The sequence below is a fragment of the Aliiglaciecola sp. 3_MG-2023 genome, from assembly GCF_030548205.1.
Classification (GTDB): Bacteria; Pseudomonadota; Gammaproteobacteria; order Enterobacterales; family Alteromonadaceae; genus Aliiglaciecola.
Map to the genome: position 1 here is coordinate 300,135 of NZ_JAUORV010000005.1, position 14,929 is coordinate 315,063.

Annotated in this window: 14 protein-coding genes; 11 read left to right on the forward strand and 3 right to left on the reverse strand. The window is 41.7% G+C overall.

Annotation, left to right across the window (positions count from 1 at the left end; all coding sequences use genetic code 11):
- Positions 1 to 120: 120 nt before the first annotated feature.
- Both Q4574_RS07935 and Q4574_RS07940 read right to left on the reverse strand, forming a co-directional pair.
- Positions 121 to 1,122 (reverse strand): sugar kinase, encoded by a 1,002-nt coding sequence (locus Q4574_RS07935; RefSeq protein ID WP_303473299.1) that lies wholly within the window; start codon positions 1,120 to 1,122, stop codon positions 121 to 123.
- Between the two features lie 25 nt (positions 1,123 to 1,147).
- Complete coding sequence (locus Q4574_RS07940; RefSeq protein ID WP_216050586.1) at positions 1,148 to 1,483, reverse strand: cupin domain-containing protein; 336 nt, start codon at positions 1,481 to 1,483, stop codon at positions 1,148 to 1,150.
- Between the two features lie 272 nt (positions 1,484 to 1,755).
- Between Q4574_RS07940 and Q4574_RS07945 the strand changes: the two genes are divergently transcribed.
- From Q4574_RS07945 to Q4574_RS07965, 5 genes are all read left to right on the forward strand, one after another.
- A complete protein-coding gene (locus Q4574_RS07945) occupies positions 1,756 to 2,487 on the forward strand; it encodes a FadR/GntR family transcriptional regulator (RefSeq protein WP_303473306.1) in 732 nt (243 codons plus the stop codon).
- Between the two features lie 595 nt (positions 2,488 to 3,082).
- Positions 3,083 to 4,735, forward strand: a complete 1,653-nt coding sequence (locus tag Q4574_RS07950) for an ABC transporter ATP-binding protein (protein ID WP_303473308.1) — start codon at positions 3,083 to 3,085, stop codon at positions 4,733 to 4,735.
- A gap of 67 nt (positions 4,736 to 4,802) precedes the next feature.
- A complete protein-coding gene (locus Q4574_RS07955; RefSeq protein WP_303473309.1) occupies positions 4,803 to 5,078 on the forward strand; it encodes a PqqD family protein in 276 nt (91 codons plus the stop codon).
- Between the two features lie 50 nt (positions 5,079 to 5,128).
- Positions 5,129 to 5,608, forward strand: coding sequence for a lasso peptide biosynthesis B2 protein (locus Q4574_RS07960; RefSeq protein ID WP_303473310.1), 480 nt, complete (start codon positions 5,129 to 5,131; stop codon positions 5,606 to 5,608).
- Positions 5,609 to 6,191: 583 nt separating this feature from the next.
- A complete protein-coding gene (locus Q4574_RS07965) occupies positions 6,192 to 6,638 on the forward strand; it encodes a transposase (protein ID WP_303473312.1) in 447 nt (148 codons plus the stop codon).
- Between the two features lie 76 nt (positions 6,639 to 6,714).
- Here Q4574_RS07965 and Q4574_RS07970 read toward each other — a convergent pair whose 3' ends face one another.
- Positions 6,715 to 8,568 carry an asparagine synthetase B family protein gene (locus Q4574_RS07970; protein ID WP_303473314.1) on the reverse strand — a complete coding sequence of 618 codons (1,854 nt, stop codon included), beginning with the start codon at positions 8,566 to 8,568 and terminating at the stop codon, positions 6,715 to 6,717.
- Positions 8,569 to 8,874: 306 nt separating this feature from the next.
- Here Q4574_RS07970 and Q4574_RS07975 point away from each other — a divergent pair, with 306 nt between their 5' ends.
- The 6 genes from Q4574_RS07975 to Q4574_RS08000 all read left to right on the forward strand — a co-directional run bounded on the left by Q4574_RS07975 (position 8,875) and on the right by Q4574_RS08000 (position 14,927).
- On the forward strand, positions 8,875 to 9,546 hold the full coding sequence (locus tag Q4574_RS07975) for a PEP-CTERM sorting domain-containing protein (protein WP_303473316.1): 672 nt from the start codon (positions 8,875 to 8,877) through the stop codon (positions 9,544 to 9,546).
- 30 nt (positions 9,547 to 9,576) lie between these two features.
- Complete coding sequence (locus tag Q4574_RS07980) at positions 9,577 to 9,738, forward strand: putative RiPP precursor (protein WP_303473318.1); 162 nt, start codon at positions 9,577 to 9,579, stop codon at positions 9,736 to 9,738.
- 66 nt (positions 9,739 to 9,804) lie between these two features.
- Positions 9,805 to 10,884, forward strand: a complete 1,080-nt coding sequence (locus Q4574_RS07985) for a hypothetical protein (RefSeq protein WP_303473320.1) — start codon at positions 9,805 to 9,807, stop codon at positions 10,882 to 10,884.
- 20 nt (positions 10,885 to 10,904) lie between these two features.
- Positions 10,905 to 12,308 carry an undecaprenyl-phosphate glucose phosphotransferase gene (locus Q4574_RS07990; RefSeq protein ID WP_303473322.1) on the forward strand — a complete coding sequence of 468 codons (1,404 nt, stop codon included), beginning with the start codon at positions 10,905 to 10,907 and terminating at the stop codon, positions 12,306 to 12,308.
- 17 nt (positions 12,309 to 12,325) lie between these two features.
- Positions 12,326 to 13,330 carry an NAD-dependent epimerase gene (locus tag Q4574_RS07995; protein WP_303473324.1) on the forward strand — a complete coding sequence of 335 codons (1,005 nt, stop codon included), beginning with the start codon at positions 12,326 to 12,328 and terminating at the stop codon, positions 13,328 to 13,330.
- 82 nt (positions 13,331 to 13,412) lie between these two features.
- A complete protein-coding gene (locus tag Q4574_RS08000; protein WP_303473325.1) occupies positions 13,413 to 14,927 on the forward strand; it encodes a hypothetical protein in 1,515 nt (504 codons plus the stop codon).
- Positions 14,928 to 14,929: the final 2 nt, after the last annotated feature.

The window sequence follows — 14,929 nt, forward strand, 5'->3', positions numbered from 1 at the left end:
TGGGGTTTGAACGGGGCTCTTTCGGGGCTAAAGCCGCCGACTACAGGTGGAACGTTCTGTAGCATGGTCTTTAGGCCATGGGGTTTAAACGGGGCTTTCTTTCGGGGCTAAAGCCACCGACTACAGGTTTGGTAATTGATAAGACTGCCAGAATGATTCAAATAGGTCTCTAGGCATGATAGCACCAGGGGTTTCTATCACTTTGCTTGCTGCTGCGCTCGCAGCTAGTGCGGAAGTTTTCGGATCGAAACCAGATACCCGTGCACCAAGATAAACACCATTGAAGGCGTCACCTGCGGAGGTTGTATCAACTACATTGTCATTGGCCACGATGGGGACAATTTCTCGTCCTTGCTCATTAACAATAATGACATTTTTTTCGCCCTGCTTCATAACTAGCTCTTTGGGCGAATACTGCATGCACAAGCCAATGCACTCTTCCACGTCGTCGACACCGTAAAGCTTATCAAAATCATCCACACCAGGAAGCAGTACATCTGCCATCTGGAAGGCTTTTTCAATATTCATCTTTGCAATATCAGGCGAACGCCAAAGTTGAGGGCGATAGTTCGGATCGAACACAATCAATACGCCGGCTTGCTGCATTTCTTCTAGTTTCTGCCAGAACAAAGCTCTTTCTTCATCTAACAATATGGCTAAACTAATGCCTGAGAAGAAAAACATGCCTGCTTTATTCAATGCCATGGATTGTTCTGATGACAACGCACTGATCATGCGTTTAGCAGCAGAGTCACTACGCCAATAAATAAAAGAGCGCTCACCAAAATCATCAGTAATGACCATATAACTGCCAATATGATGGCTGGTGATTTTCGGGAGAAACCCAGTACTGATACCTTCACCGTCTAATCGACTGATCAATTCACTACTGAGTCTATCGGTTCCTAAGCACGACATAAATTCGATATCTTGCTCAGGAAACGCCCGCTTTAAATAGACACAAGAATTATATAAATCACCTGCAAAAGACTTTCCAAGCTCATTATCGCTCTTGTTTACCAACTCAAGCATACACTCGCCTGCAAATACTAGCGGCCCGCTTAGTTTACTAAAAAAATCCACTGTCGGGTTATCGCTGGTATTTTCATTCTGATATGTCATTCATTGGTTCTCTAATTAATTAATTTTACAAGAAGTCTTCACGCAAAGGACTGAATACATCGATAAGGATACCAGCCTTTTTACAAACTGCACCATGATCTGCATGAGGAAGCATAAAAAAGCAATCGCCAGCTTTCAACAATTGTTTTTCTTCACCCACTTGTACTTCAAATTCTCCGCTCTCAATATAAGTAACTTGAGAGTGAGGATGGGCGTGAACATAACCAATCGCATTATCGTCAAACCAGATTTTCGCCATCATAATTTGGTCATTGTAACCCATTAATTGACGCTTCATGCCATTACCAATATCTTCAATTGGCTGCTTGTCACCGTAAATAAACGCTTCGCTGTGTGTCATATATTTTCCCCAAGTTAATTTATGCTGATATCTAATCAATATAACCTAATATTGTCAACCATTATCGCCCGTTGTTGTTACCAATTTAAATTTTATTGGTAATAATCTTGGGGAGGTGTATGCTATCCTCATTACCTTAGTTGTTAAGCAAGTGTAAATATCAAAAATGGTTTGTCGTAATAAGTATTAGTACAAACCTAGGTATAAGTAAATCAAACGAAAAAGCGAAATAATAATACTAAAGCTGTTGTGTTTGGGTGAGAGGATTATAGATGAAAAATCGTCGTATGTTTTGGCAGATAGTCGAAAAAATCGAAGCATTAATTGATTCCGGGAAATATCCACCGGGAAGTCGATTACCACCCGAACGAGAATTAGCTGAAACCTTTAACGTTAGTCGTCCTACAATCCGCGAAGCCATTATAGCCTTAGAAGTACGCGAACGAGTTGACGTGAAAACCAGCTCTGGGGTTTACGTACTGGAAAATCCGCAAACCGACGAACCTGAAATCAAAGTTAGTGCCTTTGAATTAACCCAAGCAAGAGCATTAGTGGAAGGCGAGGCTGCTGCGTTGGCCGCGGCGTCTATTACAGAGCAAGAACTTGCCGATTTAGAAGGGACATTAGTTGCCATGGAAAAGGGGGTTCATCCAGAAAAGGCAGACCGCGAATTCCATTTGATTATTTCTAAAGCCACTCGCAACAACGCGGTATGTTTAGCGGTTGAAAAATTCTGGCAATTACGAGATTCAGAACCCGACATAGTCAATGTATATAAAAACGTGTGTAACCGCAGCGACAGCGATCGTTTAGAAGAACATCGTAAAATATACACCGCCTTGAAAAATCACGATTCAGCCGAAGCAAGACAGGCAATGCATTACCACTTCAACCGATTGATCAACACGCTGTTCGAAATAAGCGAAGCCAAAGCCTTAGAAGAAGTGCGCAAACAATCCACCCAAACCCGCGATTTATATTCATTAAACCATTTAGTCGAATAGGCATTTAATCTGTAGCATGGCCTTTAGGCCATGGGCAGTGAAGGTCAATTATCCCTCGAGCCCTGTAGCATGGTCTTTAGGCCATGGGTTTATCATGGGGTTTTGATACCCCTCTCTCGGGGCTAAAGCCGCCGACTACAGGGTGACCGCGCATGGTTTTTTCCTCGGTCCTGTAGCATGGCCTTTAGGCCATGGGCTCTCTCGGGGCTAAAGCCGCCGACTACAGGGTGACCGCGCATGGATTTTTCCTCGAGCCCTGTAGCATGGCCTTTAGGCCATGAAAGGTATGGACGACCATGAATTATCATAATTTTCAATATTGTCTTTTCGGGGCTAAAGCCGCCGACTACAGGGTGACCGCGCATGGATTTTTCCTCGGTCCTGTAGCATGGCCTTTAGGCCATGAAAGGTAAGGACGACGATGAATTATCATAATTTCAACATTGCCTTCTCGGGGCTAAAGCACCCGACTACAGGCCTTGGGTTTACATTCACCTCTCCGCTTGGGGTTTATTTTCAATCGCTGCTGTTAATCGTTCACTAAAATAAGGTAGAGTAGATGCCAATACTCGATTGTTCCTAACCTACTCATTCAATGTCATTTTTATCGCTATTTAAACTACTCCGCTATCATAAAACCGCATTGTGTCTTGCTGTGCTGTTGATGCTTGCAGAAAGTCTGATAAGCCTGAGTATCCCTTATTTTATCGGCCAGTTTTCAATGAGTATCTTGGATCAAGAAAATGCATTTGGCTGGTCAATAGGTCAAATATGCTTAGCTTGGGTAGCCTTGATTATATTGCAAGCGGTATTGCGCTTTGAATCAACCTTTCGCACCAATATCGTCGGCGCTCAAGTATTAAACGACCTAAGTTGCCGGCTTTACGACCACGTACAAATGTTGCCAATGGCCTATTTTAGCAACCGTAAAAAGGGCGAAATTCTCTCTCTCATCAGTAATGACGCCAATGTGCTCAGCTATTTCTTATCCGGCGTGTTAACAGGGCTAGTCCCCGCGGCGCTAATAGTGATAGGTGCGATCATTATGATGGCCAATATCAATTTGAGCATCGCCTTGATAATCGTGGTCACGGTGCCAGTATTTTTAATCACCATAAAAATTGTCGGTAAAACCATCCGCCCTATTTCGGAGCAGGTGATAAAACACCAGGCCGGTGCCATTGCCATCGCCACTGAAAACTTTGGCTCTATGCAATTGGTGAAAGCCTTTAACCGCCAAAGTATTGAGTCGAAAAAATTCCGCAAAAATGCCAAGCAGGTACTCGACCTGCGAACCCGTTTACTGCGCATTCAAGCGCTCATTTCCCCGCTTATTCAAATGATTATATCAATTGGTATTGTCTTCATAGTTGTAGTGAGCGCGTTGCACTATCAATCAGGCGAGCTCACCATTCCCAATTTAATCACCTTGCTGATGTATGGCTTAGTGTTTGCCAAGCCCATGAGTACTTTTGCCGGATTATACGGTCAGCTACAGCAGGCTAGGGGCTCTTCTACACGTATTTTAGAGGTATTTAATGTATCCCCTGAGTCAGATGATAAAGCCGAATTCGACCTGTCTTGCCAAAGGGGCGATATTGAGTTTAATGGTGTTTCTTTTGCGTATCAGCCTGACAGTCCCATTTTAAAAAGCGTCGATGCACGCTTTGACAGCGCTAGTGTGAGTATCATTCTGGGGCCAAACGGCGCTGGAAAAACCAGTTTAATTCACTTACTCATGCGGTTTATGGAACCTCAAAACGGCAACATCTTAATTGATAACCAGGCTATTGCCGATTGCAGCCTAGTGTCTTTGCGCAAGGCAATTGGCTTAGTGTCGCAAGATATCGCCTTATGTGATGGCAACATTTTAGACAATATTGCCTATGGCTTGCCCCAAGCCAGTGAAGAGGAGATTATTGAAGCTGCGAAACTTGCCGGTGCAGATAGTTTTATTACCGATTTGAAAGCCGGCTACTACACCAAAGTGGGTGAAAACGGTGTACTCCTTTCCGGTGGACAACGACAGCGTATTTCCTTGGCGCGTGCCTTAGTGATTAACCCACAAATTTTGCTGTTTGATGAACCCACGTCTTTTACCGATGACGCCGGAAAATTGGAATTTTCTAGGCTTCTAGGGGAGTCATTAAAAGACAAAACCATTATAATTGTGACTCACGACCAACATCTGTGTGAACTGGCAGATAAAGTCTATAAACTAGAACAAGGTTCTCTGGCGCAGGTTTAAAACAAGCTCTAGAATTGAGACAGTAAATTTACCTAGATGAATAAAAAACCAATGAGTAGGACGTAATATGCTGAATAGCGACACTAAATATAAACTTTCAGACAAAGCGTTGTTTCAAAAAGTGGTGGATGAGACGGTCATTTTAGACTCTATTAGCGGCCAGTATTACACCCTCGATCCCATAGGTACGGAAATGATTGAAGCCTTGAATACGGGGCAATCTGTCTCTCAGGTGGTGGCCCTCATCGAGCAAAATTACGACGCCACGGTCGACAATATTCAAGCTGATCTATCAGAGCTTATTGACACAATGAGCGACAAAGGACTGTTAGAAGAAGCCTAGGGCGCAAGCTCCATGTGTAGGACAATGGTTGATTTAGGGAAAACAAACGTATGCAGTTGATCACCTCTTTACCTACCATCGTGCATGCTTATTGGTTATTAGCCAAATGGGATTGGCGCATATCCAACCAGCCCTACAAAAAATGGAAAAAGTATCTCGATAAGAATCTTAGTGTGAGCAATACAAGCAACCAGTTTGATGCCTATCCCCAACACAAATATCTGCAACAAGCCATCTTGTTTGCCAAAGTAACACGACACCATTATCGCCCCATGAATTGTCTGCGCCGTTGCTTGGCTTTACAGGAATTGCTGCTAAGTAAAAATATGCCCTCGACCTTGCACATTGGTGTAAGGTTCAGCTCTGCAAAGCCAACTAACACCCAAGGAAATAACGACAAAACCCTTGAAGCCCATTCATGGCTAACCGTAAACGGTTTTATCATTAACGACAGCAAAGAAGTCGTGAATACCTACACCGAAATCACCAACAAAAGCCAATTCTTCCAAGCCAGCATATCTTCCCTATAACCCCGAGAGGGAAATCCCATGGCCTGACATTCATGGCCTAAAGACCATGCTACAGGCACCTGTAGTCGGTGGCTTTAGCCCCGAGGAATTACCCCGAGAGGGAAAACCCCATGGCCTAAAGACCATGCTACAGCCACTTGTAGTCGGCGGCTTTAGCCCCGAGGAATGTCCATGGCCTAAAGACCATGCTACAGGCACCTGTAGTCGGCGGCTTTAGCCCCGAGAAATGCCCATGGCCTAAAGACCATGCTACAGCCACCTGTAGTCGGCGGCTTTAGCCCCGAGGAATTACCCCGAGAGGGAAAACCCCATGGCCTAAAGACCATGCTACAGGCACTTGTAGTCGGGTGCTTTAGCCCCGAGGAATGTCCATGGCCTAAAACCCCATGGCCTAAAGACCATGCTACAGCCACCTGCAGTCGGAGGCTTTAGCCCCGAGGAATGCCCATGGCCTAAAGACCATGCTACAGGCCCCGAGAAATGCCCCGAGGGGTTCCCCGGAAAATTCCTCCCCAATATTTCTGTACCCCGTCTAAACAATATTCAATCTACACTTAAAATTTGCCATTCAAAGGATTGAACCATGGGCAAAACCCTAACAAAAGGACGCCGCTCTATAATTGGTCAGGTGTATTTAATCACGGCCTGTACAAAACATCGGGAACCATTATTTATCCAATTTACCTTGGCAAGAATCGTGGTGGCATGCATGAAAAAATCCCAACAAAGGGGCAAAATACAGTTCCTAAGTTGGGTGATTATGCCCGACCACGTGCATTTTTTGATGTCGTTAGAAGGTGATTCGAGCCTTAGCGAGGTAATCGGGTATATCAAAGGCACCACGTCCCATCAAATATGCAAACGATTAAACCGAAAGGGGGGAATATGGCAAGCAGGTTTTCATGACCACGCAATACGCAAAGAAGAAAATATAATTGAGGCCGCACGGTACATTGTTGCAAATCCATTGCGGGCAGGAATTGTCAAAAGCCTAAAACAATATCCCCATTGGGATTCCATATACCTGTAGTCGGGTGCTTTAGCCCCGAGAGAGCCCATGGTCTAAAGACAATCCATGGCCTAGCATCCATGGCCTAAAGGCCATGCTACAACATGTGGGTTTGGTACCAGGATTGGGTTAAAATTGCGTACAATAAATCGACGTTTAACGAACCCTTTGGTGAGGCTACTACCTTATCGAAACTGGCTAACAAAATGTCATTATCAACCAACCCTAAATCTTGTAAACCTGGATGGGATAACAACTCACGAAGCTCGGTTTTATTTGCACGCACCAAATTCGCAAAATGCTGATCAAATACGGTTTTGTTCTGGTCCCAACACACGCTTTCTGGCAAATGGCTATCCATGGCTTTACGCAACAAATATTTTGGATATCGCCCCTGGATGTGCAATTTTTGCGGCACCGCAAAACTAAACTCCGCTAGCTGCTTGTTGAAAAACGGATGATGTACTGCAATCCCTAAAGGATCGCAAACATGCTGATAGGAACGCATGCTATTAAAAGTGGAGGTAGTAAATAAGCCCTCATAGCGAGCTCGTTTTGCCCATTGCTTACTTTGGGCAAAGGGATTGTGCTTCTCAACCGACTTCAACATGGCCTGTTGTTGAGGCCCTAACCACTGGGGAAAGTGGTCGGCATCTACTGGCTGCTTGCCTAACAAGGATAACAGTGACTGAGGCAATAATGGCTTAACCAGTACTTGCAGCATGATCCTCATGGGTGACATACCCAACTGTTGAGCAGAATTAAACACCTCTTTAATGACTCCAAGATCACCACTGGCTAATCTGTCCCGATAAGCAAAGCTGTGACCCCAACACATTTCGTCACCGCCATTGCCGGTAAACAAGTCGTGCCCCCCTAACCGCTGAATCATTTCAGCTTCCTGTTGGTACTTAGGTGAAGCCACCACGCCAGGGTTCTGCAACTGAGTAGGGTACACCTGGGCAAACGAAAGATTGGTAAATTGGTCTAGCTCAACAAAGTGACTATGTTGAAGCTTCAAAAAGTCCCGCATTGCATCAATCTTTTCTATCTCGTCACAACTCTGGGTATTCCGATAAGTATGAGAAATGGAATGTAATTCAAACCCAAGGGGATCTGCGTCTTTACCACCATGCTCACTCAATGAATGTAAAATAGAGGTGATAGAAGTTGAATCCATACCACCGCTCATCTGGCTGAAAATAGGTTCAGGCCGCTTACCCTGTGAACTCAGTGGCAACGCCCCTGCGACACTTTGTTTTAGCACATCGTAAAAAGCCTGCTCATACTCCACTTCATTGGCAAACTTTAGTGAGTGGTTGGGTTGGATATCCCAAAATCGCCTCACAGTTAATTGATTTTCGGCAGATAAACAGGCGCTGTGAGCGAAGGGTAGCTGATCAATGTTGCTGAACATAGATCGATTCGGATCCGGCCGTCCCGCCAGCCACTGCAGAATCGAAATGTTATCCACTTTCGGGGTGAGCAGGGTCGTCATCAACTGCAAATCAGTGGTCACCACAAAGCAACCCTCTAACCACCCATAAAATAGGGTACGGGGATTAAACGCAGCGCTACAAAATCGTAACTCGCCAGCATCTGGATGCCAGGAAATGAGGGTAAAATCACCGTCTAGCTGCTCAATGGTTTTCGAATAATCGCTATCGATCAAATCCCAAAGATCGCGATCTTTTAGTGCACCATCGCACACCAAAGGTGCATTTTTTAAACAAAATCGCCCTGCACTCACAATCTTCAGGGGGACGGGTGTATCGGTTTTTAACACCCCATCGGCATCGGCCACCTTACCCAAGAAAACACTAGAATCTGCACCACCGATCGAGCTGTAACTGTCTGATATTACTTGTTTATTTGAATTTTCATAGTAGCCCTGAATCGCCTCAAAATAACGAGGCGCTTTAGAACCAAATAGAGCAAACAATGTATTCATATAATATTTAGACCTAAATAAAGCTTTCGAACACCGGTAAATTAAGGGTACTATATGCCAAATGTCACTCTACTGTAACAACAAATGACAATATAACCTTTTGTTTACATTAGGTTTTTTCTGTCAGGAATTTTTACAGATCATTTTAGAGTTAACAAGCCATTAACATTCAATTTTGTTAACTGCATGATTTTTAAAGAAAAAATATATCTGGAATGGCTTTTGCAGTTATTTCTGCAGTAGTAATAGCATTAAGTGCATATTCAAGAGAATTTTAAGTTCGTAGAACTAAATAAGGAGCATCACATGATTAAGAAAATTATTGCGGGATTGTCATTAATAGGTATGAGCCTTAGCGCTCAGTCAGCTCTTTTAATCGATGAGTCAAACATCACTGGTGCTGATATGGGCGGTATCTCTGTAACAGCAATGTTCAGTGATGGAACTACAGATACAGGTATTTGGTCAGCATTTCCTGACGTTGTTTTAGGTACTGGCGACCCAATTGCTGATGCTCAAGGTTTCTCAGGTGGTGTAGTAACATCAACTTGGTCTTTGACTCAACAAGGTTTCAGTAGCGGTAACGTTGCTCCAAGTGGTGATATTTATGGTGCATGGACACTAACTAACTTAGCTTCTGCATCTGCAATTGTCGGCTTTAGCATTGATGGTTCTGTTGCTAATGTTGCTTTTGATATCGACTCTGGTAGCGAAAATACACCTTACTCAAGCATTGGTGTTGCATTTGCTTCAGCAACAAGCGTTGATTCAGTAACGTATAGCGATCAACTAAATGCAGCTTACGGCGATTTGTTTTTTGCACTTGAAGTATTATTCGGTTCATCAGAACTAGCGATTGATGACGAACTAGTTTTTGTAGCTGATACAGATACCATTAAAGTACCAGAGCCAGCTACTACTGCAATGATCCTAACTGGTTTGTTGTTTGGCGCAGCGCGTCTACGTTCTAGAAAATAGTATCAGATTAAATAATTAGGGAGACACGTCATGAATGAAGTAAATGTAAACGATAACGTTAGTGGCAAGAAGCCCTATACTAAGCCAGAGCTAAACAATCCAGGTAACCTAGCTGAATTGACTCAAGGTTATGCGGGTAGCATTCCTGATGAGCAAGGCGGACACACAAAGCGTAATCCTTTTACGGGTTAATCTTTAGTCTGCGAAAGCGACTACCTTAGATTCAAATCAGGGATTGAACAGAGGCATTAGTCACCAATGCAAGATAAATATTATTCAACGCCGCTTCATGGCGTTGAATGTTTTTTAGCTGATGCTACTTGCACTGGTGATAAAACTGAACTCTGTGAATTGGCTGTTGAACTCGCTTTTGAAGCGGTTAGCCTTGACGCAAATCAGCAGCCAATATGGACGTTAAAAGATCAGGGATTGAGATACTTCAGTGAGTTAAATCTCTACCCGCATACTTGTCCCCCAGATGTTTCAAATCCATCGCTTTCTAATGCTGACAATACAAGCCAAGAAGTAAAGCAGACAACGCCAGCACTTCCAAGCTACATACTTAGCGTTAATTGTGAAGGCAAAGGTCGCTTTCTCATCCAGCAACACAAAATAACCATTGATTGGGATGAAGGTACATCTTCCTCCCATTATTTTCAGACCCTAGCGTTAGCGCTCTGGTTAGAAACTCAGCATGTACCTTGTATACATGCAAATGCCTTAAAGCGAGCAGATAAAACCTTTGCGCTAGTAGCAAATAGCGGCACAGGTAAATCAACTTTAAGTGCAAAGTTACAACAAACTGGATGTGACTGGCTAACTGATGATATGATCGCGCTGCATCAAATTGGTGCAAGTACATTATCAGGGAACGCCCCAAAAGTTTACCCCAGTTGGCCAATTGCTCGAATGTGGCCCGATTCAGTCGAAAATGCCCTCGGCGGTGAGGTAGCTGTATTAAGGAAAGTACATAACCGCTTTGATAAACGTTTGATTGAAATGCCAGAGTTGACCGAAGAAAGTAAACATTCTTCAGAATTATCAACAATATATATTCTTAATAGAACTGTAACAGATAACCACGATAATAAACCGCACTGTCGAATTGAAACTATCAATTCAAGTCAGGCATTAATCTTGCTTTTACAGAACAGTATACTGGGAAATGCCTATTCGGCATTAGAACTAGAAGCCGACAGAATACGCCAACTGTCCATTTTGGTTCAAACAACAAAAGTAAAAATGATCACTTACTCTAGTGGTAAGGAAAATTTGGATTTCGTAAGTAAGGCTATTTTAGAAGACTTGGATACACTCCAACCTCATTCAACTTCTTAAAAAGTAAAGGAACTAGATAAATGAACATGCAAAGAGGTATGGTTAAAAACAATACCAACAAGTTTGCGGCTGCTTATCGACTTGTTGACGTAGTAGTGATTCAATTTGCACTTTTTTGTGCGGTATTTGTCTATGGCTTAGATTATTCAAAAGATTATTTTACTCTTTCTCTTATCGGTTCGGTGAGCTTTGCGTTAGTTGCCGAATCTTTTGCCCTATATCGTTCTTGGCGTGCTGGCTTTTTCAAACAGATCGTATTTTATACATTCCTGTGTTGGGCCTGCGCCTGCATGTTAATTCTTGCCTATTTGTTTTTCTTTAAAATAGCCGAAGACTATTCACGCTTTGCCTTAGCCATTTGGTTTTCCATGGCATTTATGGCGCTAATTGGCTGGCGCATTATGTTCCAGCTATTCCTGCATAACATGCGTCGCAAAGGGTATAACACCCGCAGCATTGCTATTTTTGGTTTGTCTGAAAAAGGCATACGTTTAGCCAATGAAGTCATGAAAAACCCGGAAACCGGTTATCGCCTTTCTGCGGTATTTGATGATCGTGCCCCAGAGCGCCTAGATGACGACTACCACTATTTGCTGCACGGTAATGTAGCAAAAGGCATCGATTGCGCTAAGCGCGGAATTTACGACGTTATCTATATTGCCTTACCCATTAAAGCTCAGCATCGCATACAAGAAATGCTTTATCAATTAGGGGATACCACAGCTAACGTACACGTTGTTCCTGATTTATTTATGTATTGCCTAATGCACGGCGAAATGTCTCACGTAGGTGGCGTACAAACCATCAGTGTGTACGACAACCCTATGCAAGGCGGCGTGGCAATTGTAAAACGCTTAGAAGATATTTTACTCTCCACCGCGATTCTTAGCCTTATCGCCATTCCTATGTTGGCGATAGCGGCTGCTGTAAAGCTCACATCAAAAGGGCCGATTATATTCAAGCAAGACCGCTACGGTCTAAACGGCAAAAAAATAAAAGTGTGGAAGTTCCGCTCTATGACGGTTACCGAAAACTCCGATGACATAGTACAAGCTAAAAAAGGTGACAGCCGAACCACTAAAGTCGGCGCATTTTTACGTAGAACATCACTCGACGAACTACCGCAGTTCATTAACGTGCTAAAAGGCGATATGTCAGTGATTGGCCCTCGTCCTCACGCAGTAAAACACAACGAGGAATATAGAAAGTTAGTGGATTACTATATGCTGCGCCACAAAGTAAAACCTGGCATCACCGGCTGGGCACAAGTGAACGGCTGGCGCGGTGAAACCGATACTGTAGACAAAATGAAAATGCGCATCGAATACGACCTGGAATATATTCGCAACTGGTCACTATGGATGGATTTTAAAATTGTTGTTTTTACCGTGTTTCGTAGTTTTACTGACAAGAATGCGTATTGACTTAAAAGGATTAAAAATTGAAGTTTCTTGTTACTGGCGCAGCCGGCTTTATAGGGATGCATACTTGTATAAGGCTTTTAAAAGAAGGTCATGAGATAGTTGGTTTAGACAACCTAAATGCTTATTACAGTGTTGCTTTAAAAGAATACAGGTTAAAACAGCTTGAGTCTTTTAAATTGTTTCGTTTTATTAAGATGGATATCAGTGATAGGCATGCGATTTCAGACCTGTTCGAAAGAGAAAAATTTCAAAGAGTAATTCATCTTGCAGCGCAAGCAGGTGTTAGATATTCAATTGAAGCACCATTTGATTACGTTGATAGCAACCTCACTGGAATGATGACAATCTTAGAAGGGTGTCGAAATAACGATATTGAGCATCTAATATATGCGTCTTCTAGCTCTGTTTATGGAATGAATCCAAAAGTTCCTTTCTCAACGGATGATAGTGTAGATCATCCCGTTTCGCTCTACGCAGCGACTAAAAAATCGAACGAGTTGATGGCACATTCGTATTCCCATTTATATAACATTCCTACGACAGGACTACGATTTTTTACTGTATATGGTCCTGCTGGTAGACCTGATATGGCTCCGTGGCTTTTTACTGAAGCGATTATTAAAGGGGAGCCAATTAAGGTATTCAATAATGGAGAAATGGAAAGAGATTTTACATATATTGATGACATAGTGGAGGGGATTACTCGAATTCAAAACGAAGTACCTATTAACGATATTAATAATGATTTAAGAAGTCTTTCTTCTAGCACCGCACCTTATCGAGTTTTCAATATTGGTAATAACAATAGTGTAAAGCTTAGTGATTTTATTTCTGCTATAGAAACTTCCTGTGGGAAAGAAGCAGAAAAGATCATGTTGCCGATGCAACCCGGCGATGTGAAGAAGACTTATGCTGATATTGCTAGTTTGATGAAAGTTATTAATTATAAACCTAAAACGAATATCTGCGATGGCGTTTCAGAATTCGTTAAATGGTATAAGTCATATAGTACATATCGATAAAAATATATTAAACGTTATAAATACACTGGCAATAATGCGTAATAAAATTAACCCAGTCCTCCAACTAAGTGAAGTAATGTAAGTGAAAAGTCGTCAACTCAGCGAAAAGCGGAAAATGTTATATAATGCAACTACAAATTACATTTACTTCTTCCTATTTGCTTTTCTCAATTTCTTACTTAACCCTATTTTTGTAGGGCTTCTCGGTACTTATTATTTTGCTATTTGGAAAACTTCTCTAAAGGTATTTGATTTTTTAACGATGTTTGATGGTAGGGCTTCCCAGTCTATAAAATGGGTAATAGCTCAACAAAGGAAAAATAAGTTACTAGAGAAACAGTTTAAAACAGCCGTATTTGAAGCCTTATCGGTAACTCTTAAAGCGCTTCCTTACTATATTCTAGTACTTCTAACTTGTTCATTTACTGTTAATTATCTTTTTGAGGACTTTGTTGAAGAGGACTTTCTTCTTGTTTCGATTTTTGGATTGCTATTAAGTTTACATTTTTTGATTAATTTGATGTGTGAAGTTATTGACGGGATTTTTGTCGGTATGAATGAGGCATACAAAAGTAAGGGCTTGAAACTGTTGTTTTTGATTTTCCTTAATCTTTTTATTGTGTTGAATTTGAACGCTGGTTTTGGAATTATCGGTATCGCGTTATCATATTTGATATCGACTACTTTACTTCTACTTATCCTAATACTTTTACTCAAGAGTGAGTTTGATTGGTTTAAATTAAAAAGTCTTGGCGAAATGAATCGCGAAAAGACAGCAATACAACCTTTTAGTAAGTGGATGTCTGTTTGGGGATTTTCCGATAAACTTTTTGTAACTCAAGAGCTTTTCTGTATTTCAATTTTACTTGGTACAACAGCAGTTACTTCTTTTATATTTTCTAGTTTTATCCAAGTTTTTTCTTTGTCAGTTACACTTTTGATTGGTTCAGCGGTTATGCCCTATTTGGCAAATGGACACAAAATAGAGGGGCACTCTAACTTTATAAACGGGATCAAAGTATACAAAGAAATACTATATTTCATCACAAGTATACTTTTTGGTTATATGGTAATCTTTAATGCTAGTTTTGTCTTTTTGTGGATAGGCTCTGATCATTATGTAGGGCAAATAGAAAACTTTTTGCTTAGTTTGCTGTTCGTTTTTATTTCACTAATACGTAGTGATTCTCAAGTAGGTAATTTATCTTTGGACTTAAAGAGTAGAGCGTTATGGTCTTTAATTTTCTGCATTGGAGCTTTTCTTTTTGTTTATATTTTATTCGATTTTTATCCAAGTATGATCACCATTTTGACTGTTATTTTAGTATTTAGATGTCTTTTTTATGTTACACAACGCGAACTCGTATACAAAGAAATAAAAGGGGTAGGTTCAGGCGCTAAACTAGTGTGTGTAATATTCTTTTTATCACCCTTAGTAATGTATTTGGGTAGTAACTATTTAGCCGAGTCATGGTTAAACTTATTTATTATGTCTACTTTGTATTCGGTAATTTTTTGCGCAATATATTATTTGTTCATTCTTGACTCGTCTAGTCGCTCTTTTGTCTTTACGATATTTCGGAAGGTTATTGGTTGAGT

Bases quoted from the DNA above. Each gene is read 5' to 3' on its own strand.
- Q4574_RS07935 (WP_303473299.1), bottom strand. From the start codon at position 1,122: ATGACATATCAGAATGAAAATACCAGCGATAACCCGACAGTGGATTTT.
- Q4574_RS07970 (WP_303473314.1), bottom strand. From the start codon at position 8,568: ATGAATACATTGTTTGCTCTATTTGGTTCTAAAGCGCCTCGTTATTTT.
- Q4574_RS07985 (WP_303473320.1), top strand. From the start codon at position 9,805: ATGCAAGATAAATATTATTCAACGCCGCTTCATGGCGTTGAATGTTTT.
- Q4574_RS07940 (WP_216050586.1), bottom strand. From the start codon at position 1,483: ATGACACACAGCGAAGCGTTTATTTACGGTGACAAGCAGCCAATTGAA.
- Q4574_RS07980 (WP_303473318.1), top strand. From the start codon at position 9,577: ATGAATGAAGTAAATGTAAACGATAACGTTAGTGGCAAGAAGCCCTAT.
- Q4574_RS07955 (WP_303473309.1), top strand. From the start codon at position 4,803: ATGCTGAATAGCGACACTAAATATAAACTTTCAGACAAAGCGTTGTTT.
- Q4574_RS07960 (WP_303473310.1), top strand. From the start codon at position 5,129: ATGCAGTTGATCACCTCTTTACCTACCATCGTGCATGCTTATTGGTTA.
- Q4574_RS07965 (WP_303473312.1), top strand. From the start codon at position 6,192: ATGGGCAAAACCCTAACAAAAGGACGCCGCTCTATAATTGGTCAGGTG.
- Q4574_RS07945 (WP_303473306.1), top strand. From the start codon at position 1,756: ATGAAAAATCGTCGTATGTTTTGGCAGATAGTCGAAAAAATCGAAGCA.
- Q4574_RS07950 (WP_303473308.1), top strand. From the start codon at position 3,083: ATGTCATTTTTATCGCTATTTAAACTACTCCGCTATCATAAAACCGCA.
- Q4574_RS07975 (WP_303473316.1), top strand. From the start codon at position 8,875: ATGATTAAGAAAATTATTGCGGGATTGTCATTAATAGGTATGAGCCTT.
- Q4574_RS07990 (WP_303473322.1), top strand. From the start codon at position 10,905: ATGAACATGCAAAGAGGTATGGTTAAAAACAATACCAACAAGTTTGCG.